This window comes from Brevundimonas sp. NIBR11 (assembly GCF_027912535.1).
Taxonomy (GTDB): Bacteria; Pseudomonadota; Alphaproteobacteria; order Caulobacterales; family Caulobacteraceae; genus Brevundimonas.
In genome coordinates, this window is the sequence record NZ_CP115465.1 from 2,616,319 (window position 1) to 2,636,431 (window position 20,113).

At 67.8% G+C, this 20,113-nt stretch carries 21 protein-coding genes; 9 read left to right on the forward strand and 12 right to left on the reverse strand.

The window, feature by feature from the left end:
* Positions 1 to 62: 62 nt before the first annotated feature.
* Complete coding sequence (locus tag O5O43_RS13205) at positions 63 to 695, reverse strand: TlpA disulfide reductase family protein (RefSeq protein WP_271084356.1); 633 nt, start codon at positions 693 to 695, stop codon at positions 63 to 65.
* Here O5O43_RS13205 and argH point away from each other — a divergent pair.
* From argH to lysA, 3 genes are read left to right on the forward strand one after another with little or no spacing between them, the layout of a single operon-like run.
* Complete coding sequence (argH, locus tag O5O43_RS13210) at positions 694 to 2,118, forward strand: argininosuccinate lyase (RefSeq protein WP_271084357.1); 1,425 nt, start codon at positions 694 to 696, stop codon at positions 2,116 to 2,118. The genes O5O43_RS13205 and argH overlap by 2 nt on opposite strands.
* An 11-nt stretch (positions 2,119 to 2,129) precedes the next feature.
* Entirely contained in the window at positions 2,130 to 2,369 is a 240-nt protein-coding gene (locus O5O43_RS13215) for a hypothetical protein (RefSeq protein WP_271084358.1), read from the forward strand.
* Between the two features lie 3 nt (positions 2,370 to 2,372).
* On the forward strand, positions 2,373 to 3,647 hold the full coding sequence (gene lysA / locus O5O43_RS13220) for a diaminopimelate decarboxylase (RefSeq protein ID WP_271084359.1): 1,275 nt from the start codon (positions 2,373 to 2,375) through the stop codon (positions 3,645 to 3,647).
* Here the strand turns inward: lysA and O5O43_RS13225 are convergent.
* On the reverse strand, positions 3,644 to 4,627 hold the full coding sequence (locus O5O43_RS13225; RefSeq protein WP_271084360.1) for an alpha/beta hydrolase: 984 nt from the start codon (positions 4,625 to 4,627) through the stop codon (positions 3,644 to 3,646). The genes lysA and O5O43_RS13225 overlap by 4 nt on opposite strands.
* Before the next feature lie 13 nt (positions 4,628 to 4,640).
* Here O5O43_RS13225 and O5O43_RS13230 point away from each other — a divergent pair, with 13 nt between their 5' ends.
* The gene (locus tag O5O43_RS13230; RefSeq protein WP_271084361.1) at positions 4,641 to 5,162 is read left to right on the forward strand and encodes a hypothetical protein; all 522 of its coding nucleotides are present in this window, start codon (positions 4,641 to 4,643) and stop codon (positions 5,160 to 5,162) included.
* 71 nt (positions 5,163 to 5,233) lie between these two features.
* Here O5O43_RS13230 and gyrB read toward each other — a convergent pair whose 3' ends face one another.
* Positions 5,234 to 7,681, reverse strand: a complete 2,448-nt coding sequence (gene gyrB, locus O5O43_RS13235) for a DNA topoisomerase (ATP-hydrolyzing) subunit B (RefSeq protein ID WP_271084362.1) — start codon at positions 7,679 to 7,681, stop codon at positions 5,234 to 5,236.
* Positions 7,682 to 7,913: 232 nt separating this feature from the next.
* Here gyrB and O5O43_RS13240 point away from each other — a divergent pair, with 232 nt between their 5' ends.
* Positions 7,914 to 9,137, forward strand: coding sequence for a cation:proton antiporter (locus O5O43_RS13240; protein WP_271084363.1), 1,224 nt, complete (start codon positions 7,914 to 7,916; stop codon positions 9,135 to 9,137).
* Here O5O43_RS13240 and recF read toward each other — a convergent pair.
* The 6 genes from recF to O5O43_RS13270 all read right to left on the reverse strand — a co-directional run bounded on the left by recF (position 9,134) and on the right by O5O43_RS13270 (position 15,482).
* Entirely contained in the window at positions 9,134 to 10,264 is a 1,131-nt protein-coding gene (gene recF / locus O5O43_RS13245) for a DNA replication/repair protein RecF (RefSeq protein ID WP_271084364.1), read from the reverse strand. The two genes, O5O43_RS13240 and recF, sit on opposite strands and share 4 nt — an antisense overlap.
* Positions 10,265 to 10,289: 25 nt before the next feature.
* Positions 10,290 to 11,408: a DNA polymerase III subunit beta gene (dnaN, locus tag O5O43_RS13250; RefSeq protein WP_271084365.1), complete on the reverse strand. Its 1,119-nt coding sequence runs from the start codon at positions 11,406 to 11,408 to the stop codon at positions 10,290 to 10,292.
* A 93-nt stretch (positions 11,409 to 11,501) separates the two neighbouring features.
* Positions 11,502 to 12,299: an enoyl-ACP reductase gene (locus tag O5O43_RS13255; RefSeq protein WP_271086438.1), complete on the reverse strand. Its 798-nt coding sequence runs from the start codon at positions 12,297 to 12,299 to the stop codon at positions 11,502 to 11,504.
* 102 nt (positions 12,300 to 12,401) lie between these two features.
* The gene (gene fabB / locus O5O43_RS13260) at positions 12,402 to 13,631 is read right to left on the reverse strand and encodes a beta-ketoacyl-ACP synthase I (RefSeq protein ID WP_271084366.1); all 1,230 of its coding nucleotides are present in this window, start codon (positions 13,629 to 13,631) and stop codon (positions 12,402 to 12,404) included.
* 58 nt (positions 13,632 to 13,689) lie between these two features.
* Entirely contained in the window at positions 13,690 to 14,223 is a 534-nt protein-coding gene (fabA, locus tag O5O43_RS13265; RefSeq protein WP_271084367.1) for a 3-hydroxyacyl-[acyl-carrier-protein] dehydratase FabA, read from the reverse strand.
* Between the two features lie 689 nt (positions 14,224 to 14,912).
* Positions 14,913 to 15,482: an SH3 domain-containing protein gene (locus tag O5O43_RS13270; protein WP_271084368.1), complete on the reverse strand. Its 570-nt coding sequence runs from the start codon at positions 15,480 to 15,482 to the stop codon at positions 14,913 to 14,915.
* Positions 15,483 to 15,543: 61 nt separating this feature from the next.
* Here O5O43_RS13270 and O5O43_RS13275 point away from each other — a divergent pair, with 61 nt between their 5' ends.
* A complete protein-coding gene (locus O5O43_RS13275; protein ID WP_271084369.1) occupies positions 15,544 to 16,530 on the forward strand; it encodes a D-glycerate dehydrogenase in 987 nt (328 codons plus the stop codon).
* 135 nt (positions 16,531 to 16,665) lie between these two features.
* Positions 16,666 to 17,160, forward strand: a complete 495-nt coding sequence (locus O5O43_RS13280; protein WP_271084370.1) for a superoxide dismutase — start codon at positions 16,666 to 16,668, stop codon at positions 17,158 to 17,160.
* 75 nt (positions 17,161 to 17,235) lie between these two features.
* Here the strand turns inward: O5O43_RS13280 and O5O43_RS13285 are convergent, their stop codons facing one another.
* The gene (locus O5O43_RS13285; RefSeq protein WP_271084371.1) at positions 17,236 to 17,490 is read right to left on the reverse strand and encodes a GlsB/YeaQ/YmgE family stress response membrane protein; all 255 of its coding nucleotides are present in this window, start codon (positions 17,488 to 17,490) and stop codon (positions 17,236 to 17,238) included.
* 194 nt (positions 17,491 to 17,684) lie between these two features.
* On the opposite strand from O5O43_RS13285, the gene O5O43_RS13290 reads away from it, so the two are divergent.
* Together O5O43_RS13290 and hisN are read left to right on the forward strand one after the other, a co-directional pair.
* On the forward strand, positions 17,685 to 18,071 hold the full coding sequence (locus O5O43_RS13290) for a helix-turn-helix transcriptional regulator (protein WP_271084372.1): 387 nt from the start codon (positions 17,685 to 17,687) through the stop codon (positions 18,069 to 18,071).
* 89 nt (positions 18,072 to 18,160) lie between these two features.
* A complete protein-coding gene (hisN, locus tag O5O43_RS13295) occupies positions 18,161 to 18,946 on the forward strand; it encodes a histidinol-phosphatase (RefSeq protein ID WP_271084373.1) in 786 nt (261 codons plus the stop codon).
* 6 nt (positions 18,947 to 18,952) lie between these two features.
* Here hisN and O5O43_RS13300 read toward each other — a convergent pair whose 3' ends face one another.
* Together O5O43_RS13300 and O5O43_RS13305 are read right to left on the reverse strand one after the other, a co-directional pair.
* On the reverse strand, positions 18,953 to 19,567 hold the full coding sequence (locus O5O43_RS13300; protein ID WP_271084374.1) for a DUF1134 domain-containing protein: 615 nt from the start codon (positions 19,565 to 19,567) through the stop codon (positions 18,953 to 18,955).
* Between the two features lie 115 nt (positions 19,568 to 19,682).
* A complete protein-coding gene (locus tag O5O43_RS13305) occupies positions 19,683 to 20,033 on the reverse strand; it encodes a hypothetical protein (protein WP_271084375.1) in 351 nt (116 codons plus the stop codon).
* Positions 20,034 to 20,113: the final 80 nt, after the last annotated feature.

Sequence of the window (20,113 nt, forward strand, 5' to 3'; positions counted from 1 at the left end):
CGAACACGGCCCCGCCTGCCTCAGACGCCCGTGTCGACCGGACCGGATGGACGAACGGAGATTTAGGTCGCGGCGGGTTCCGCCAGCACCGCGTCGATCAGCGCCCTGGCTTCTGCGCTGTTCCAGTCCGCCTCGCCGGCGAAGGCCGCACGGATTCGCCCCTGACGGTCCAGCAGGATCGTCTGGGGCATCTTGCCCTTGCCCGGAAACTCGAACGGCAGCTGGAATTTCGGGTCGCCGTAGAAGGGCAGTGGGTCGTGCACGTCCAGGAAGCTCCTCGCGTCCGCCACCTTGTCGTCGCCCGTATCGACATTGATCGGCAGCACCATCAGGTCGCCACCCGGATAGGCCGTGGCCAGCGCTGCGATCGTCGGCATCTCGGTCCGGCATGGCGAGCACCACATGGCCCATAGATTGACCAGCACCACCTTGCCCCGGAAGTCGGCGAAGCGGACATCGCCGCCCTCGCGATCCTTGAAGATATAGTCGGGCGCGGGGTCCAGCACTGCGGGGGTGTCCAGGGAAGCCAGCGATCCGACCGCGAAACGGCTCAGTTCGCTCTTTTCCGCCGCCGGGGGCGTCGCGGCTTTGAAAGGACCGGCTTGCATGGCGTATAGGGTCCCGACCGTTCCGCCGGCGACAACCGCCAGCGCGAGCGCTCCCCCGATCCAGACGCCCCTTTTCGAGCCGCTCATGTCCAACCCCCAAGACCCGGCGAAAGCCGGGCAGTCGCCGCAATCCGGCCAGACCCTATGGGGCGGACGCTTTTCCGCCAAGCCCGCCGACATCATGCAGGCGATCAACGTCTCCATCAGCGTCGACAAGCGCCTGTGGGCCCAGGATTTGGCGGGCTCGCGCGCCCATTGCCGCATGCTGATCGACCGGGGCATCGTGAGGCCTGAGGACGGCGCCGCGATCCTGGGCGGGCTCGACGCCATCCAGTCCGAGATCGAAGCCGGGACCTTCCCCTTCCGCGACGAATACGAAGACATCCACCTGAACGTCGAGGCGCGGCTATCGGAGCTGATCGGCGAAGCCTCGGGTCGCCTGCACACCGCCCGCAGCCGCAACGATCAGGTCGCCTTAGACTTCCGCCTCTGGGTCCGCGACGCCTGCGACCGCTCGGTGCAGCAGTTGAAGGCCCTGCAACGAGCCCTGCTGGAGCGCGCGGAACAGCACGCCGGCGACCTGATGCCCGGCTTCACCCATCTGCAAACCGCCCAGCCGGTGACCCTTGGCCACCACCTGATGGCCTATGTCGAGATGGCCGGTCGCGACGCCGGGCGGTTCGTCGACGCCCGCGCCCGGATGAACGAGAGCCCGCTCGGCGCCGCCGCCCTGGCCGGGTCGCCCTTCCCCATTGACCGCCACGCGACGGCCGCCGCGCTCGGCTTCGACCGCCCCATGGCCAACTCGCTGGACTCAGTCTCCGACCGTGATTTCGCCTTGGAGACCCTGGCCGCCGCCTCGATCACGGCCGGACACCTATCGCGTCTGGCCGAGGAGATCGTGGTCTGGATGACGCCCATGTTCGGCTTCGTGACCCTGCCCGACGACCTGACCACCGGCTCTTCGATCATGCCGCAAAAGCGCAACCCCGACGCCGCCGAACTGGTCCGCGCCAAGACCGGCCGGATCATTGGGTCGTTCGTCGCCCTGTCGACCGTGATGAAGGGCCTGCCGCTCGCCTATTCCAAGGACATGCAGGAGGACAAGCCGCCGGTCTTCGAGGCTATGGACGCGTTGGACCTGGCCCTGACAGCCATGACGGCCATGGCGTCCGCCTTCCGTCCGAACACGGAACGGATGGCCGAGGCGGCCTCTTGGGGCTTCTCCACCGCCACCGATCTCGCCGACTGGCTTGTGCGCGAGGCTGACCTTCCCTTCCGCCAGGCGCACCATGTCACGGGCGCGGCCGTCAAGCGCGCGGAACAGCTGGGCGTGGGCCTGGCGCAACTGCCGCTCGCCGAATTGCAGAGCCTGCATCCCGGCGTGACCGAAGCCGTTTACAAGGTGCTCACCCCTGAGGCTTCCTGCGCCAGCCGCCAGAGCTTCGGGGGGACCGCGCCGGAACAGGTTCGCGCGCGCATCGCCGAGTGGAAGACGCGTCTCGCGTGAAGGACATCGTGATGAAGAAACTGATCGCCGCCGGCGCCCTCGTTCTGATCGGCGTTTTCGCCGCCGCCTGCGGCCGCATGGCCGACCTCGAAGCCCCCGCCCCGCGCGAGACCGAGCGCGCCCCGCGCGACGCCCGCGCGCCCCACCTGCCCGATCCGGCCACCGTCAACCGCCCGTCCAGCCAGGTCCCGATCGACGGCGGCCCCGCCGACCTGATCGGCGGCACGGCCGCGGGCCGCGAGCCTCAATAAGCCTTGGACCATTTCGACCTACGGGACGGCGCCCTCCACGCGGAGGGCGTCGACCTGAGCACCCTGGCGGCCGAGGTCGGCACGCCGGTCTATGTCTATTCAACCGCCACCCTGACGCGGCACTACACCGTGCTGCGCGAGGCGCTGGACGCCCATCCGTCGGTGCTGGGCGACAGCCTGATCGCCTATGCGGTCAAGGCGAACTCCAACCTGTCGGTGCTGGCGACGCTTGCCCGGCTCGGCTGCGGCGCGGACACGGTCTCCGAGGGCGAAATCCGTCGCGCGCTGAAGGCAGGCATCCCCGCTGGTCGCATCATCTTCTCGGGCGTGGGCAAGACCGACGCTGAACTGACCTTCGCGCTCGAGGTCGGGGTACGCCAGATCAATGTCGAGAGCGTGCCCGAGCTCGACCGCCTGGCGGCCCTCGCGGCGGGCATGGGCGTCGTCGCCGACATCGCCATCCGCGTGAATCCCAAGATCGGCGCCGGCGGCCACGCCAAGATCACGACGGGCGGAGAGGGCGACAAGTTCGGCGTCCCCGCCGACGAAGCCTTGGACCTTTACGCCCGCGCGGCGGCCAGCCCGCACCTGAACCCCGTAGGTCTGGGGTGTCACATCGGCAGCCAGATCACCGACTTGACCCCGCTGGAGTCCGCCTTCGGCCTGCTGCGCAAGCTGACCGAGACCCTGCGTCAACAGGGCCTGCCCGTGCCTCGCATCGACCTCGGCGGCGGCCTGGGCGTGCCCTACACCGGCGGGGCCAAGACCGCCTCGCCCGCCGAATACGCCGCGATGGTCGCACGCGTCCTCGACGGCCTGAACGTCGAGGCTGCCTTCGAGCCCGGCCGCCTTCTCGCCGCCAACGCCGGCGTCCTGCTGACCCGCGTCATCCAGATCACCGAGCGTGCCGACGGCCGTCGCTTCCTGGTTCTCGACGCGGCCATGAACGACCTGCTGCGCCCCGCCATGTACGACGCCTTTCACGAGATGAAGCCCGTCGTCCCGCGCGAGGGGGCCGAGATCGCCTACGACATCGTCGGTCCCGTCTGCGAGACCGGCGACACCTTCGCCCGGGGGCGCGTCCTGCCGCAGCTCCAGGCCGGAGACCTCGTCGTCTTCACCGGCGCGGGGGCGTATGGCGCGACCATGTCGAGCGAGTACAACTCCCGGCCCCTGGTCCCCGAGGTTCTGGTCGACGGCAACCGCTGGGCCGTCGTCCGGGCGCGCCCGTCGTATGAAGAGATGCTGGACCGCGAGACACGGGCCGGCTGGCTTTAGCTCAGGAAACGGTTCAGCGCCGCCATGAACCGCGTCGGCTGGTCGATCATCACCATGTGTTCGGCGCCCTCGATCCTCTCGAACCGGGCGGGGCGGCGCAGGTTTCGATAACCGGCGGCGAACAGACCATCCAGATGAGCGCGCGGCGAGGCGTCGTCGGGACTCCAGCCGTAGACCACCGTCACCGGCGCCGAGATGTCGGGCAGGCGGCTTCGCAGGTCCGTGGTCATCACCTCGTACAGGCCCTGGGCCAGAACCTGTCGGTCGCCGCCCTGCCAGCCCAGCGAGCCGAAGACATTGTCCGCCGCCCCGCCCAACTGGTCGCCCAGCACCGTCCCCTGCGTCCGCAGAGCCTCGTCGCCCAGGAAAAGCAGGGCCTGATAGGCGATCCGGGCCAGGGGCTCGACGTCGCCGACCGTGGCGCCCGGGCTGATCAGGGACGGGAAGAAGGGCGTCGCATCAACCACCATGACGCGGCCGACCTGTGCGCCCCGGCGGTCCCGCCCGGCGTCTGCGGCAGCCCTCAGCGCCACCAGCCCGCCCATCGAATGGCCGATGACGGCTGGTTGCTCCAACCTTTGGGAGGCGATGTAGCGCCTGAGCTCGGCCGCCACCGGGGCTACCAGGGCTCCATCTCCATTGGCTCCGGCCGGCACGTTGCCGAACCCTCGGACCGACACCAGATGCACGCGGTAGCGGTCGTCCAGCCGGTTGGCCGTGCGCGACCACACCTCGCTGGTCGACGCCAGCCCCGGGATCAGAATGACGTCCGGGCCCTCGCCCTGCGTGGTCACCACGATCCGGTCCGATCGAAACGCCGGCGCTTGCGCCGTCGCGACGGCCGGGACCAGGAACAGGACGAATGAGACGATCAGGGCGCGTAGCATGTCAGGACCCTGAACGGCGAAGTGGGCGAACGGTTGACCACGACCCTTGATCTTCTCGTCCGACAGGCGCGAAATATGTCCGGAAAAAGTCATCCGGGGAGTATTCATGACTGTCCAGAAATATGCGGCCGTTCTGAACGCGGTCACTTTGGGCGCCGCGTTGTGGGCCGGCGTCGCTGCGGCGCAGGTCGCCCCGCCCCCGCCTCCTGTCGAGGCGCTCGACGCGTCGCCCGCCACGCCCGCGGCTCCGCCCGGACCCGAATGGTGGATCTTCTCGCGCGGGGCGCAGCGTCATTACCTGATCGACGTCAACAGCGTGGTGAAGACCGGCGACGAGGCGACCGTCATGGTCGCGCGCATCCCGACCGACAGCGCGTCCGGCGACTACACCCACACCCTGGACCAGTTCGGCATCCGTTGCTCGGCCCGACAGTCGCATGTGGTCCTGTCCAGCGAAGCCTCCGAGGACGGCGTCCCCGAAGAGCCCTATGCGACCGATGAGCCGTGGGAGCCCATCGCCGCGCAGAGCTTCGATGACGCCATCCGTCAGATCGCCTGCGAGGACATGCGCCCCGAGCCGCCCACCTTCCCGACGGTGAAGGCCTATATCGACGCGGGAAGGCCGTAGATTTCAGAGCTTAGGGCTTAGAGGAGGGCGGACCTGACCAATCCCTACTCACTAAGCCCTACCACCGACCCTTAGACGTCCACCGCCGCGTCGAGGGCGTTCTCCTGGATGAACTCGCGGCGCGGTTCGACCACGTCGCCCATCAGCTTGGCGAACAGGTCGTCGGCGTCGTCGCCATGCTCGACCTTGACCTGCAGCAGGGTGCGGGCGTTGACGTCCAGCGTCGTTTCCCACAGCTGCTCAGGGTTCATCTCGCCCAGACCCTTGTAGCGCTGGATCGACAGGCCCTTCTTGCCGGCTTCCAGCACCGCGTTCAACAGGTCGAGCGGCCCGCGAATGGTCGTGGACTTGTCCTTCCGCCGATAGGTGGCGGGCGCGGCGAACACACCGTCGAAGGCATGGGCCCGCTCGGCCAGACGGCGGGCGTCCAGCGACCGGATCAGGGTCTCTTCCAGCACGATCGTCTCCTGCACCGCGCGGCGGGTGCGGCTGAAGACCACCGCCCCCTGTTCGCCCGGCGCGCCCGTCCAGACCCCGTCCCCCTCTTCTGCGTAGAGATTCAGGCGTTCGGCGGCCGCCGCCGAGGTCGCGACCACGTCGCTGTTCTCCTCGAACAGACCGGCCAGGGCCGCTTGTTCGATGGCGAAGGCCGGGGCGCGCTGGCTCAGGCGATCGACGCCCGCTGAATAGGCCTTGGCCTCGCGGACCAGCGACTGCAGGTCCAGCCCCATGCGGCGCTCGCCGTTCACGAGGTCCAGTTCGGCCTCCGCCGAACCCTCTTCGATCAGATAGGCGTCCATATCCGCCTGATCCTTCAGGTAGCGGCTCTGCTTGCCCTTCGAGACCTTATAGAGCGGCGGCTGGGCGATGTAGACGTGGCCGCGCGTGATCAGCTCCGGCATTTGCCGGTAGAAGAAGGTCAGCAGCAGGGTCCGGATGTGCGCCCCGTCGACGTCGGCGTCGGCCATCAGGATGATCTTGTGATAGCGCAGCTTGTCGGCGTCGAAGTCGTCCCGACCGATGCCCGTACCCAGCGCCAGGATCAGGGTCCCGATCAGCTCGGACGACAGCATCCGGTCGAACCGCGCCCGCTCCACGTTCAGAATCTTGCCCCGCAGCGGCAGGACGGCCTGGTTCTCGCGGTTCCTCGCCTGCTTGGCCGAGCCGCCGGCCGAGTCGCCCTCGACGATGAACAGTTCGGACTTGGCCGGATCGCGTTCCTGACAGTCGGCCAGCTTGCCGGGCAGGCTGGAGATATCCAGCGCCGACTTGCGGCGGGTCAGGTCGCGGGCCTTGCGGGCCGCTTCACGGGCGGAGGCCGCCTCGATGATCTTGGCGACGATAGCCTTGGCCTCGACCGGGTGTTCCTCGAACCACTGCGACAGGCCTTCGGTGCACAGGCCCTCGACGGCCGGGCGCACTTCCGACGAGACCAGCTTGTCCTTGGTCTGGGAGCTGAATTTGGGATCCGGCACCTTGACCGACAGGACGCAGGTCAGGCCCTCGCGCGCGTCCTCGCCGGACGGCGCGACCTTCTCCTTCTTCAGGGCGCCCGAGCTTTCCATATAGGCGCTCATGACCCGCGTCAGACTGGTGCGGAAGGCCGACAGGTGGGTGCCTCCGTCGCGCTGGGGGATGTTGTTGGTGAAGCACAACATCGTCTCGTGGTAGGAGTCGTTCCACCACAGTGCCATGTCGATTTCGATGTTGTCGCGCTTGCCGCGAATGACGATCACGTCCTTCAGCAGCGGCGTCTTGGACTTGTCGAGGTGGCGCACGAAGGCCTCCACCCCGCCCTCGTAGTGCAGCAGGATGTCGATCGGCTCGGCGTGCCTGTGGTCCTGCAGCTTGATGACCACGCCCGAGTTCAGGAAGGCCAGCTCGCGCAGGCGGTGCTCCAGCGTCTTCAGATCGAAGTCGATGTGCGAAAAGGTCGTCACCGACGGATAGAAGGTCACCTGCGTCCCCGACAGCACCTTGCCGTTGTCGCGCAACGGCGCATCGCCGGTGACGACCAGGCTCTCGACCGTGTCGCCGCGCTCAAACTTCATCTCGTGGCGCTTGCCGTTCCGGAAGATCACCAGCTTCAGCCAGTCGGACAGGGCGTTGACCACCGACACGCCCACGCCGTGGAGGCCGCCAGAGACCTTGTAGGAGTTCTGGTCGAATTTCCCGCCCGCGTGCAGCTGGGTCATGATGACCTCGGCCGCCGAGACGCCCTCTTCGGCGTGGATGTCGACCGGGATGCCGCGCCCGTTGTCGGTCACGGTCACCGATCCGTCGGCGTTCAGGATCACCTCAACCAGGTCGGCGTGACCGGCCAGAGCCTCGTCGATGGCGTTGTCGACCACCTCATAGACCATGTGGTGCAGGCCCGAGCCGTCGTCGGTGTCGCCGATATACATGCCCGGGCGTTTGCGAACGGCATCCAGGCCCTTGAGAACCTTGATGGATTCCGCGCCGTAGGCGGCCTCTTCGGCCGTGTCTTCATGGCGATCGGTGGGGGTCTGGTCGGTCATTCAGTCGTCCGGGGACGCGGGCCTGACGGACGTCGCCGCGCGACATCCGACCCGCTGAAAAATGGCATTCGCCGGAGGTCTGAATCAGGCCGTCCGGATGCGTCGTTTATATAGGAATCCTACGGCAAAAAGCGAGCCGTAGAGGCGTTTTGCCGCCTTGTGCCGCGACGCTTCAGCCCCAATATGTTGCGCTCACCCATCAAGAGACACCCCGCCCATCGTAGGAGCGCCGATGCCGCATGCCGACAGCCTGATTTCCACCTTGGTCGGCGGATTTGTGCTGGCCTTTGTGTTCGGCATGTTGGCCAACCGGCTGAAGCTGTCGCCCCTCGTCGGCTATCTGATCGCCGGCGTGATCGTGGGTCCGCATACGGCCGGTTTCGTCGCCGACACCACGCTTGCACCCCAGTTGGCGGAGATCGGCGTCATCCTCCTGATGTTCGGCGTGGGCCTGCATTTCTCGCCCGCCGACCTGATGAAGGTCAGGAAGGTCGCCCTGCCCGGTGCCCTGGTCCAGATCGCCTCGGCCACCGTCATGGGCTGGGCTCTGGGCCGTTTCCTCATGGGGATGTCGGACATGGAAGGCCTGCTGATGGGCTTCGCCCTGTCGGTCGCGTCTACCGTTGTCCTGATGCGCGCCCTTGAAGAGCGGCGTCAGAACAAGGGCGAGGTCGGGCGCATCGCCGTCGGCTGGCTGATCGTCGAGGACCTGGTCATCGTCATCGCCCTGGTCATGCTGCCCATGATCATCATCCAGGAAGGCGAGGCGGTCGATCCGGGTCAGCTTGCGCTCAACGTCGGCTGGACCTTGGTGAAGGTCGCTGGCTTCGTCGCCGCCATGCTCTTCGTCGGGGGCCGCGTCCTCCCCTGGGTGCTGGTCCGCATCGCCCATACCCGGTCGCGCGAGCTGTTCACCCTCGGCGTCCTGGCCATCGCGCTCGGCATCGCCTGGGTCGCCTACTACCTGTTCCACTCCTTCGCGCTCGGCGCCTTCCTGGCCGGCCTGGTGCTCAACGGCACGCCTCTGGGTCACAATGCGGCCGAGCGGTCCCTGCCGCTCCGCGACGCCTTCGCCGTCCTGTTCTTCGTCTCGGTCGGCATGCTGTTCGACCCGATGATCATCGTTGAGCGGCCCCTTTCGGTGCTGGGCGTCCTCGGCATCGTCATCGTCGGCAAGACCATCGCGGCGCTGGCCATCACCAAACTGTTCGGCCTGGACCGCGCCACCGGCTTGACGGTCGGCGCCAGCCTGGCCCAGGTCGGGGAGTTCTCCTTTATCCTCGCCGCACTTGGCGTCTCGCTCGGCGCCCTGCGTCAGGAGACCCACGACCTGATCCTCGCCGCCGCCCTGCTGTCGATTTCGCTGAACCCGTTCGTCTTCGCCTTCATGGACAGGATCGGGGGCAAGCCCCCCAACCCTCGTGTCGAGGGCGAGGCCAATCCGGCGACGGCCTAACCCGGCGTCAGCGCGCCGCCTTCGACCCGGACGAAGGCGGCGCGTCCGGCCAGGGGCTCGAACAGATCGGCCTCTGTCCCGGTCATGAAGGCCTGCAGCCCCAAAGCTGTGATTTCGTCGAACAGGGCCGCCCGCCGTCCCGCATCCAGGTGCGCCGGCGCCTCGTCCAAGAGCAGGATCGGCCGGGCCGCCCCGCCCGACAGCCGCCCGACCTGAGCCAGGATCAGGTTCAACACCAACGCCTTCTGCTCTCCCGAAGACCCCTCCGCCGCCGGCCGGTTCTTCTCGCGATGCAGGGCCGTCAGATCGGCCCGGTGCGGCCCGAACAGCGAGCGACCCGCCGCCCCGTCGCGGTTCCGCGCCTTCAGCATACCTTCGCGGATCGCGCCTGCCAGAGCCGCCTCGTCGGCCCCCTCCGCCGCCAGCTGTTCGGTCTCTCCGACCAGGGCCAGATCGGCTTGCGGAAACGGCCGCTCGGACCGGGCGTCGATCGCGGCCTGAAGCACGCTCAGCGCCCGGGCCCGCGCCATGGCCGCTCGTGCTCCAGTCTCGGACAGCCGCGCCTCCAGCGCATCCAGCCACAGCGGGTCGGCCTCGCGCCCCTCGGCCCCGTCGATGAGGAGCCGCAGCCGCTCGCGCAGCGCCTTTTCGTAGCCCGACACCACAGCTGCGTGACCGGGCTCCGCCGCGAACACCAGCCGGTCGAAGAATTTCAGCCGCTCGGCCCGCGCGTCCGAAAACAGTCGATCCTGCTCCGGCGTCGCCCAGACCGGCCGCAGAAAGTCGAGCAACCGCCCTGGCTGGGCCGTCTCCCCGTCGATCCGCACCATCCGCCGCCCGGCTCCGGCGACCTGCACCCCGGTGCCCAGCCGCACCTCGTCACCCTCATAGTCCAGGGTCAGGGCCACGGCCCAGGCCCTTCCCCCGACCTCGCCCGGCTCACGCCGCCCCATCTCCTGCGCCGTCGCCGCCCTCAGCCCCTTGCCGGGGGTGAACAGGCTCAGCGCCTCCAGCAGATTGGTCTTGCCCGCCCCGTTCGGCCCATGCAGCACCACCGGCCCCGCCGGGATCGGCAGGCTCGCGGACGCATAGGACCGGAAATCGGTGAGGGTGAGGGAGGTGATCACGAGGGGCGAACCCGCCGCCCCGGGCTTAGACCCGCAGCGGCATCAGCACATACTGGACGCCCGGATCGCCTGGGTCGAGGACCAGGGTCGGGCTGGCCGGGTCGGCGAACATGAAGGTCGCGTTCTCGCCCGTGATCTGGCCGGCGACGTCCAGCAGGTAGCGGGCGTTGAAACCGATCTCGAACGGAGCCTCGGAATAGCCGATCTCGACCTCCTCGACGCCCTGCCCGGCTTCCATGTTGCGGACGGTCAGGGTGACGCGGTCCAGCTCGAAGGCCAGTTTCACCGAGCGGCTCTTCTCGGCCGAGATGGTGGCGACGCGGTCGACGGCCGAGGCGAAGACGGCGTTGTCGATATCGGCCTGCTTGTCGTTCCCCTTGGGGATGACGCGCATGTAGTCGGGGAAGGCGCCGTCGATGACCTTGGAGGTCAGGGAGGCCGCCCCGAACTCGAAGCGGATCTTCTGCGGCGAGACCTGGACCTCGACCGGGCCGGAGCCGTCGTCGAGCAGGCGGCGAACCTGATCGACGGTCTTCCTGGGCACGATCACGCCGGGACCACCCGCCGCACCCTCCGGCGCCGGGGTCTCGGCTAGGGCCAGACGGTGACCATCGGTCGCCACGGCCCGCAGCAGCGGAATGCCTGCCTCCGCCACCGTGTGGAGGTAGAGGCCGTTCAGGTAGTAGCGGGTCTCTTCGGTCGAGACGGCGAAGCGGGTCTTGTCGATCAGCCGCGCCAGGTCTTCCTTCATCAGGGTGAAGCGGGTCCCCGAGTTCTCGGTCGACATGACCGGGAAGTCGCCCGCCGGCAGGACCGGCAGGTTGAACTTGGACCGGCCCGCCTGGACCGTCAGGCGCGGGTCGTCGCCGTTGTAGGTCAGGGCGACCTCGGCCCCGTCGGGAAGCTTGCGGACGATCTCGTAGAGGGTGTGGGCCGGGGCGGTGATCTGGCCCTCGACCTGGACGGTCGCCTCGGCCTCGTCGACCATCTCCATGTCGAGGTCTGTGGCGGCGAAGCTCAGCTTGTCCCGGCCCGCCGACAGCAGGACGTTGGACAGGATCGGAATAGTGTTCCGACGCTCGACCACGCTCTGAACGTGGCCGAGGGCCTTCAGGAGCGCGGAACGTTCGATGGTCAGTTGCATGTCGTCTCGGGGCCCGGGGCGAGGCTGAATCAGCCCTCGCCGAATACTTGGCTCAGGACACTAAAGGATTGGCGGCGGGGAGCAACCACAGGGTCAGCCCTCATCGTCCCCGGCCAGGCCCATCATGTGGAAGCCGGCGTCGACATGGATGACTTCGCCCGTGGTCGAGAAGCCGAGGTCGGAGCACAGCCACAGGGCGGCGCCGGCGACGCCCTCCATCGAGGTGTCCTCCTTCATGGCCGACATGGCGCGGCCCTGACTGATCATGCCCCGGCCGCCCGAGATGCCGGCGAGCGACAGCGTGCGCATGGCGCCGGCCGAGATGGCGTTGACGCGGATGCCCTTGGGACCCAGGTCGCGGGCGATGTAGCGGGTCGCCGCTTCCAGCGCCGCCTTGGCCACGCCCATGGTGTTGTAGTTGGGGATGGCCCGCTCGGAGCCGAGGTAGGTCATGGTGATCATCGACCCGCCGTTCGGCATCAGCTTCGAGGCGCGTCTGGCGACGTCGACGAAGCTGAAGCAGGAGATGTTCATCGCCAGCAGGAAGCTGTCGCGGCTGGTGTTCTCGATGAAGGAGCCCTTCAGCTCGTCCTTGTTGGCGAACGCCACGGAGTGGACGACGAAGTCGATCGTGCCGAACTCGGCTTCCAGCTGGTCGAAAGCCGCGTCCATCGAGGCGTCGTCGGTGACGTCGGCCTGGATCAGCAGCTTGGCGCCGACGCTTTCGGCCAACGGGCGCACACGGCGCTCAAGCCCCTCGCCGAGGTAGGTGAAGGCCAGCTCGGCGCCCTGCGCCGCCAGCTGGGAGGCGATGCCCCAGGCGATGGAGTTGGAGTTGGCGACCCCCATGACCAGGCCCTTCTTGCCCTTCATGAGTTCGCCTGCGGGCATGTTCCAGCTGGATTCACCGGCCATGGATCGTCTTCCTTTTTAGTGGCCTACCGCTCGCGACGCGGTCGCTCGCTGCTTGAGGCCGGACGTGTATGCGTGGGTCTAGACCTTCGAGAAGATGACCGTGCCGTTGGTGCCGCCGAAGCCGAAGCTGTTGGACATGACCGTGGTCATCGCGCCGTCGTGGCGTTGGCGCAGGATCGGCATGCCCTCGAACTCGGGATCGAGGGTCTCGATGTGGGCGCTTTCCGAGGCGAAGTCGTTGTCGAGCATCAGCAGCGAATAGATCGCCTCCTGCGCCCCGGCGGCGCCCAGCGAATGGCCCGTCAGCGACTTGGTCGAGGAGATCATCGGCATGTCGGAGCCGAAGACCTCGCGCACCGCGCCCATCTCCTTGGCGTCGCCGACCGGGGTCGAGGTGCCGTGGGGATTGAGGTAGTCGATCTTGCGGTCGCCCGCCTGTTCGAGAGCAATGCGCATGCAACGGGCCGCGCCTTCGCCCGACGGGGCGACCATGTCGTAGCCGTCGGAGTTGGCGCCGTAGCCGACGACCTCGCCGTAGATCTTCGCGCCGCGAGCGACGGCGCGCTCGTACTCTTCCAGCACCACGATGCCGGCGCCGCCGGCGATGACGAAGCCGTCGCGATTGGCGTCATAGGCGCGGGACGCGACCGAGGGGGTGTCGTTGAAGTTGGAGGACATGGCGCCCATGGCGTCGAACATGTTCGACATCGACCAGTCGATGTCCTCGCAGCCGCCGGCGAAGACGACGTCCTGCTTGCCCCACTGGATCTGTTCGGCGCCGGCGCCGATGCAGTGGACCGAGGTCGCGCAGGCCGAGGAGATCGAATAGTTGATGCCGCGCATCTCGAACCAGGTCGACAGGACCGCCGAGGGGCCGGACGCCATGGCCTTGGGCACCGCGAACGGGCCGATGCGCTTGGGCGAGCCGCGCTCGACCGTGGTCTGGGCCGCCTGCAGGATCACCTGGGTGGAGGGCCCGCCCTCGCCAACGATCAGGCCGATGCGGTCGTCCTTGATCTCTTCCGGGGTCATGCCGGAATCCTTCAGCGCTTCCTCGAAGGCGATGTGGCCCCAGGCCGTGCCGTTGGCGAGGAAGCGGGCCGCGCGACGGTCCACCAGCGGCGCCCAGTCCTCGGCCGTGACGCCCAGCGACGGGGGCGCCCAGACCTGGGAGCGGAAGCCATGCTGGATGTGATCGGGAGCCGAGACCACGCCCGACTTGGCATTGCGCAGAGAGGCCGTGACCTCTTCCCGGCCGGTGCCGATGGAGGAGACGATGCCCAGACCCGTGACGACGACACGCCGCATTAGAGTTTCCTTCTCTTGTCAGTCTTGATCCGCGTTGACCGCGGTTATTGTGTGTTGGTCAGGCGTCGGTGGCGGATTCGCCCGCCTGGAACAGGCCGACGCGCATGTCCGTGGCCGTATAGATAGGCACGCCGTCGGCTTCCATCACCCCGTCGGCGATGCCCATGACGAGGCGACGGTTGATGACCCGCTTGAGGGTGATCTTGTAGGTGACTTTCTTCACATCCGGCTGGACCTGGCCCGTGAACTTGACCTCGCCGACGCCGAGCGCCCGGCCGCGACCGGGACCGCCGATCCAGCCGAGGTAGAAACCGACCAGCTGCCACATGGCGTCGAGGCCCAGGCAGCCCGGCATGACCGGGTCGCCGATGAAGTGGCATTGGAAGAACCAGAGGTCTGGATGGATGTCGAGTTCGGCCTCGACATAGCCCTTCCCGTGTTCGCCGCCGTCGCCGTTGATCTGGGTGATCCGGTCGAACATCAGCATCGGCGGGGCCGGCAGCTGGGCGTTGCCCGGCCCGAACAGCTCGCCACGGCCCGAGGCCAGGAGGGCGGCGTGGTCGAACGACGAAGGGTATTTCGAGGTGCTCAAGACGGTCGCGGCTCCAGGTGTTCGAGACTGAGACAACGCGCGGCGGCGAGACTCGGGCCCCTGTGTTGCGCCGGAGTTACACGAGGGGGGCGGGCGGCTCAACCGTGCAGGGACGGGACGCTTGGCGGTTTGGCCGGGAACTCCCTCTCCCGGCGGGAGAGGGAGGCGCGCCTCATCGCTCCTCCGCTGCGAACGGGTGTGGGGAAGTCGACGGAGCCTGGGCGGTCGCCCGGAACCGAGGTGGCCCCCTGCTTTCGCGTTACGGGGACCGATGAATGTTTTTCGGCTCGCGCCGAGGCTCCGTCCCCGACCGGGTCCGCGAGCGTCGCCCAGCGGGTGTACGGACACCCCGGGAGGGCCGGTCTCTCCGCCTCGGCGAAGGTCGGCACAGGTCCCGGGTCCTTTGGACCCTCAGGCGATAGGCCCGCGACGGGCGGCGGGCTCAGGCCCGCCGGGCTCCGAGGTTTCACGCCCCTCGGACAACCCCGTTGCGATCGGCCCCGCCGCACGTCCGGGTCCTGGGCCCAGGACGCCTTCCCCAACGACGGGATGGGAGCAGTGTAACGGAGGAATCCGGGGCGCCTGCAATATAGGTCCTAATCAGAGCCGGGCGTTGATTTCGTTGGGCGAATTCGGGTGTCTGTTGATGGGTGTGGCCGTCTGCGCCGTCTCCCAGAGGGAGAGGGTTGTTATTCTGCTTCCCCCGCCGGGCGGGACGCGTCGCACAGAGGGCGGTCGCCGGCGCCGAAGATCGAACTTTCGGGAACCCAGCCGCGCAGTTTCCTCGCACGGACCTCGCACCAGCCGTCCTTGCAGTCGTCGAGCGAGATGACCGAGCGGGGCGAGAAGCGGGCCTTGACGCCGGCCTCTTCGGAGCGATGCGAACGGACCGGGATTTCGTCGGTCGAGGCGTTGAAGGCGCCGCGACGGGCCGAGACGACGCTGCGGTGGACCCAGGCGACGGAGCCTTCGGGGTCGCAGATCTTACGCCACTCGCGGGTCTCGGCGATGACCTGGATCGGCAGGCCGGCGGCGCGGTATTCCCACAGGATGCCGTAGTCGAGACCGGGTCCGGTGCGGGCGCGGACTTCGGAGGACTTGAGCGAAACCCAGCGCGGCACCTCAAGGCCGGTCGGGGTCGGGCGGCCGTCGGGCATGGTGGCGCCGGCTCCGGCCATGACGCCGAGGCACAGGATCGCGCCTGCGCCGGCGATGCGACGCGAGAGGCTTTGGAAGCGGCTGCGAGACTTGCTAGACACCGGCTGGGATCCGTCACACGCGGCCCGCCCTGCGACGCCCGCGAAATCATCCAAGGTCCCCATGTCCCACCCCCGGCTTAAGGTCGTCTTAACCAGAAGGTTGCCCGACGCGGTCGAGACGCGGATGCGCGAACTTTTCGACGCGGAACTGAACCTGAAAGACGTCCCGATGGACCGGGCGGCGCTGGAAGCGGCGGTGCAGAGGGCCGATGTCCTGGCGCCCACCATCACCGACGAGATCGACGCGAACTTGATCGCCAAGGCCGGCGATCAGCTGAAGATGATCGCCAATTTCGGCGCGGGTGTGGACCACATCGACATCGATGCAGCCGTCGCGCGCGGCATCATCGTCACCAATACGCCCGGCGTCCTGACCGAGGACACCGCCGATCTGGCGATGAGCCTGATCCTCGCGGTCAGCCGTCGACTGGTGGAGGGCGCCAATATCGTCCAAAGCGGGGACTTCCAGGGTTGGACCCCGACCTGGATGTGCGGGCGCAAGCTCTGGGGCAAGCGGCTGGGCATCGTCGGCATGGGCCGGATCGGCCAGGCCCTGGCGCGGCGAGCCAGGGCTTTCGGGATGCAGGTCCACTATCATAACCGCAAGCCCGTCTCGGAGCGGATCGCAGAGGAACTCGGCGCGACCTACTGGGACGACCTGGACCAGATGCTGGCGCGGATGGACGTGATCTCGCTGAACTGTCCGGCGACGAGGGAGACGCATCACCTGTTGTCGGCCGAGCGGCTGGCCCGGCTGCAGCCGCACGCCATCCTGATCAATACCGCGCGGGGCGAGCTGATCGACGAGGCGGCCCTGGCCGAGGTGGTGGGGCGGCGCGGGATCGCGGGCGTCGGTCTGGACGTCTACGAGAACGAGCCGGCGATTCATCCCGGGCTGATGGGGCATGCGAACGTGGTGCTGTTGCCCCACCTCGGCTCGGCCACCCTGGAGGCGCGCCAGGACATGGGCGATCGCGTCATTTTGAACGTAATGACGTTCCAGAACGGCCATCGTCCGCCCGATCGTGTCATTCCGGCGATGCTCTGAGGGCCGGACTCCGGCGTGATCCGGGCCATGCGGGGCGACCCCGAGGTCATTTCGGGGCGGCTGAAACAATCGGTAACGGATGTGGTTAGGTCTGTCAGCGGGCGCTTTGGTCCCGTGTCATCAAACGACAGAATCATGATCCGCAAGACCGTACTTCTGGCCGGTGTGACCGCCGCCCTTCTCACCGCCGCTCCGGCCCTGGCCCAGGACGCGCCTGCCGCTCCGGCTGCCCAGGCCCAGGCCTCGGGTTCGATCCAGCTTCAGCCCGGCGCCAGCGTCAAGGGTTCGGACGGGGCCGTTCTCGGTACGCTGGAAGGCGTCCAGAACAACGCCGCCGGCGAACAGGAGCTGACGGTTCGCGGTTCTGACGGAGCTTTGCGCGGGGTGGGCCTCGCCGGCCTGACGCAACAGGGCGCCGATGTCGTGGTGGGCGTTTCCTCCGCCGAGTTCGCGACCGCGCCGGTCGTGGAGGACTCGGCTCCGGCGACCACGGACGATATGGCCCCGACGCCGGGCGACGCGACCGCCAATCCTTCGCCGATCCCGGGCCAGCCTGTGACAAAGCCGGCCGAGGACACCACCGAGCCGGAAGCGACCGAGCCGGAAGCCTCGCCGACGCCCCAGGGCTAAGCGACGCTCAGCAGCACGACGAAAAAAGGGGCGGCCCGACGGGCCGCCCCTTCTTTTGTGTCCGAAAGGATCGGATCAGGCGCGACGCTTGACCAGACCCAGGAGGAACAGCAGCAGGCAGGCGCCCAGGAAGGCGACCAGCAGGGTGATCAGGTTGAAACCGCCGACGGCGATGCCGAGCAGGTTGCCGGCGATGAAGCCGCCGAGCAGGGCGCCGATGACGCCGACGATGAGGTTGGTGACGAGGCCGTGGTTACGACCCATGACTTTTTCAGCCAGCCAGCCGGCGACGATGCCGATGACGATCCAGCCGATGATTCCGAGACCCATAGTTCCATTCCTTCCAAAGCTAAGGTGCCTCGATAATGCGCACCACCGGCCAAGGTTGCCTGATTGCGACTCGCAACGTCGTCGATCCGCGTTCGACGGTTCTCCCCTGCCAAGCGAAGTCGGCACGGTCGTTGCGCGAGTTCAGGCGAGCCGTGCCGCTTTGGCACAGCCCTCTAGAACAAGGGGAATGGGCAATGGCCACCGATATCGATCTCCACCTGGGCCGCCGTCTGCGCCGTCGTCGTCGCCTGCTGGGCCTGACGCAGCAGCAGCTGGCCATCCAGGTCGGCATCCGTTTCCAGCAGATCCAGAAATACGAGTGCGGCGCGAACCGCATCTCGGCCGCCCGCCTGTGGCAGCTGGCCGAGGCGCTCGAAACGCCGATCAGCTATTTCTACGACGGCCTGGCCGAGGCGATGGAACGCAAGGAACAGGCGGGCGCCAACGGCGGCGAGATGTTTTCCCGCAAGGAAACCCTCGACCTGATCCAGGCCTACTACCAGCTGGGCGAACGCCCGCGTCGCCGTCTGCTCGACCTGGCGAAGTCGCTGCATACGGAAGGCGACGTGGTCGCTTCCTAGGGCTTAGGTCGTAGGTGTTAGGGCTTAGTAGGGGAGTGAGTTCAGGGCGGCTTGACTAAGCCCTACTCCCTAAGCCCTAAGCCCTACCTATGACCGAATTCGAATCCTTCGCCGTCGAACTGGCCGCCGAGGCCGCCAAGGTGACCTTGCCGTTCTTCCGGGGCGACTATGCCGAGGAGAACAAGGCGGGTGCGGGCGTCTTCGATCCGGTCACGGAAGCGGACAAGGGGGCGGAAGCCGCCATCCGGCGACTGATCGCCAGCCGGTATCCCGACCACGGGGTCATCGGCGAGGAGTATGGAGAAGACCGGCCGGACGCAGAACACGTCTGGATCCTGGACCCCATCGACGGAACCCGCGCCTTCATCGCGGGCCTGCCGATGTGGACGACCCTGATTGCACTCAGGGAAGGTGGACGATCCACTGTCGGCGCCATCTCCCAGCCGTACATCGGCGAACTGTTCCTGGGCGGACCTTCGGGCGCGGTCCTGATGAGCCGGGGCCAGACGCGGCCGATCCGCGTGCGCGCTTGCGAGAAACTCACCGACGCGATCATCGCCACGACCGCGCCGGAGATCTTCACCCCGCCGGAGTTCGGCGCCTGGACCCAGGTGATGGCGGCCGCGCGGCTGGCCCGCTACGGCTGCGACGCCTATGCCTACGCCATGCTGGCCATGGGCCGGATCGACATGGTGGCCGAGACCGGGCTGAAGCTGTGGGACTGGTCCGCCCTCATCCCCGTGGTCGAGGCGGCCGGGGGCGAGGTCACCGACTGGCGCGGGGAGGCCGTGTCGGGCGACGGGCGCATTATCGCCGTGGGCGACCCCCGCGTGCGCGAACAGGCGCTGGTCGCGTTCCGCCGCGGGGCCCAGTAAGTCCGACTAGAACGGCAGGATATTGCGCTGGCGGCTGTAGGCCATGGTGCCGACGTTGGCGCCGAGGCGCAGGCCCACGCCCGTGCGGACCGGAGCCAGGACGATGCCGTCGGCGCGCTGGTAGTTCACGCCCAGACCCGCGATCAGATAGGCCGTGCCCTCCACGCCCGGGTAGCGGCGATAGATCGCGTCCGGGGCGTAGAGACCATAGACGAGGGTGAAGACGCGCGAGGCGTTGCCGCCGATGTCCCAGCCGATCGAGGTTCCCTGCCAGTAGACGTCCTGCGAGGCCGAATGGTCCTTCATGTGCAGGGCGCCGCGGCCGTAGCGCAGGCCGATGACGGCCGCGCCGGCGCCCTCCTCGCCGGCGATATAGGCGGTGGGGGCGTCGCCCTGGTCGCGGAAGATGCGTTCGATGGCCGCGCCCATGGCCTCGGCGGCGATGCCGAGCTCGCGCGAGCCGGCCGCGACCAGTTCGTCGGCCGTATAGGCCTGGGCGTTGGCGTCCGAGGCGATCGGATAGTTCGGCTCGGTCGGCTGACGCGGGCCGGTGGCGCAGGCGCCGAGCGCGGTCATGGAGGCGGCGGCGAAACCGGTCTGGATCAGGTGGCGGCGGTGCATTTCGGTGTCCCCAAATCTCTTGGCCCGTCCCTGTCGAGCGTGACGGGAAGGTCGCCGGGCTTTGCGTCAGCCTTGGGGCGGCGAGGTTAACGAGAGGTTGCCGGACTTGCCGCTATTACCGATCCCGCGCCGCTTGAGTCTCGGCCTCGTCTGCCTTTCGGCATTGCCCGATCACCTGATGACCATCGCGATCCGATCGGTACGCCAGCGTCCTACGGTCGATGTGGTTCGTGCCGTAGGCGTCGTGCCTGTAGTCTTCCCAGGACCATCCCGTGTGATCCATCGTCACCGCCGTGGATGAGGATCGGAACGTTTCCGACAGGGTGACGGCGTTGAGAGAACCCGGTCGCAGTGAGAGGGTGACGTTCATCCTGTAAGGTGGGAAGGCCTCGACATCGCACTCGAACTCAAGCGGGCTGGTCTCCAGCGGGCCCGTCAGGGCCGCCGTCATCAAGAGTGCAATCATCAGCTGGTCCCTTCATCGGCGACAGGGGGCGCGTCCCACTCTCGAACGCCGCCGACGCGGTGTCTGCTTCCCGGTCCTGA

Coding starts and splice junctions, on each gene's coding strand:
- argH (WP_271084357.1), top strand. CDS start 694: ATGTCCAACCCCCAAGACCCGGCGAAAGCCGGGCAGTCGCCGCAATCC.
- O5O43_RS13205 (WP_271084356.1), bottom strand. CDS start 695: ATGAGCGGCTCGAAAAGGGGCGTCTGGATCGGGGGAGCGCTCGCGCTG.
- O5O43_RS13215 (WP_271084358.1), top strand. CDS start 2,130: ATGAAGAAACTGATCGCCGCCGGCGCCCTCGTTCTGATCGGCGTTTTC.
- O5O43_RS13225 (WP_271084360.1), bottom strand. CDS start 4,627: ATGACTTTTTCCGGACATATTTCGCGCCTGTCGGACGAGAAGATCAAG.
- O5O43_RS13230 (WP_271084361.1), top strand. CDS start 4,641: ATGACTGTCCAGAAATATGCGGCCGTTCTGAACGCGGTCACTTTGGGC.
- gyrB (WP_271084362.1), bottom strand. CDS start 7,681: ATGACCGACCAGACCCCCACCGATCGCCATGAAGACACGGCCGAAGAG.
- O5O43_RS13240 (WP_271084363.1), top strand. CDS start 7,914: ATGCCGCATGCCGACAGCCTGATTTCCACCTTGGTCGGCGGATTTGTG.
- dnaN (WP_271084365.1), bottom strand. CDS start 11,408: ATGCAACTGACCATCGAACGTTCCGCGCTCCTGAAGGCCCTCGGCCAC.
- O5O43_RS13255 (WP_271086438.1), bottom strand. CDS start 12,299: ATGCCCGCAGGCGAACTCATGAAGGGCAAGAAGGGCCTGGTCATGGGG.
- fabB (WP_271084366.1), bottom strand. CDS start 13,631: ATGCGGCGTGTCGTCGTCACGGGTCTGGGCATCGTCTCCTCCATCGGC.
- O5O43_RS13275 (WP_271084369.1), top strand. CDS start 15,544: ATGTCCCACCCCCGGCTTAAGGTCGTCTTAACCAGAAGGTTGCCCGAC.
- O5O43_RS13280 (WP_271084370.1), top strand. CDS start 16,666: ATGATCCGCAAGACCGTACTTCTGGCCGGTGTGACCGCCGCCCTTCTC.
- O5O43_RS13285 (WP_271084371.1), bottom strand. CDS start 17,490: ATGGGTCTCGGAATCATCGGCTGGATCGTCATCGGCATCGTCGCCGGC.
- O5O43_RS13290 (WP_271084372.1), top strand. CDS start 17,685: ATGGCCACCGATATCGATCTCCACCTGGGCCGCCGTCTGCGCCGTCGT.
- hisN (WP_271084373.1), top strand. CDS start 18,161: ATGACCGAATTCGAATCCTTCGCCGTCGAACTGGCCGCCGAGGCCGCC.
- O5O43_RS13300 (WP_271084374.1), bottom strand. CDS start 19,567: ATGCACCGCCGCCACCTGATCCAGACCGGTTTCGCCGCCGCCTCCATG.
- O5O43_RS13305 (WP_271084375.1), bottom strand. CDS start 20,033: ATGATTGCACTCTTGATGACGGCGGCCCTGACGGGCCCGCTGGAGACC.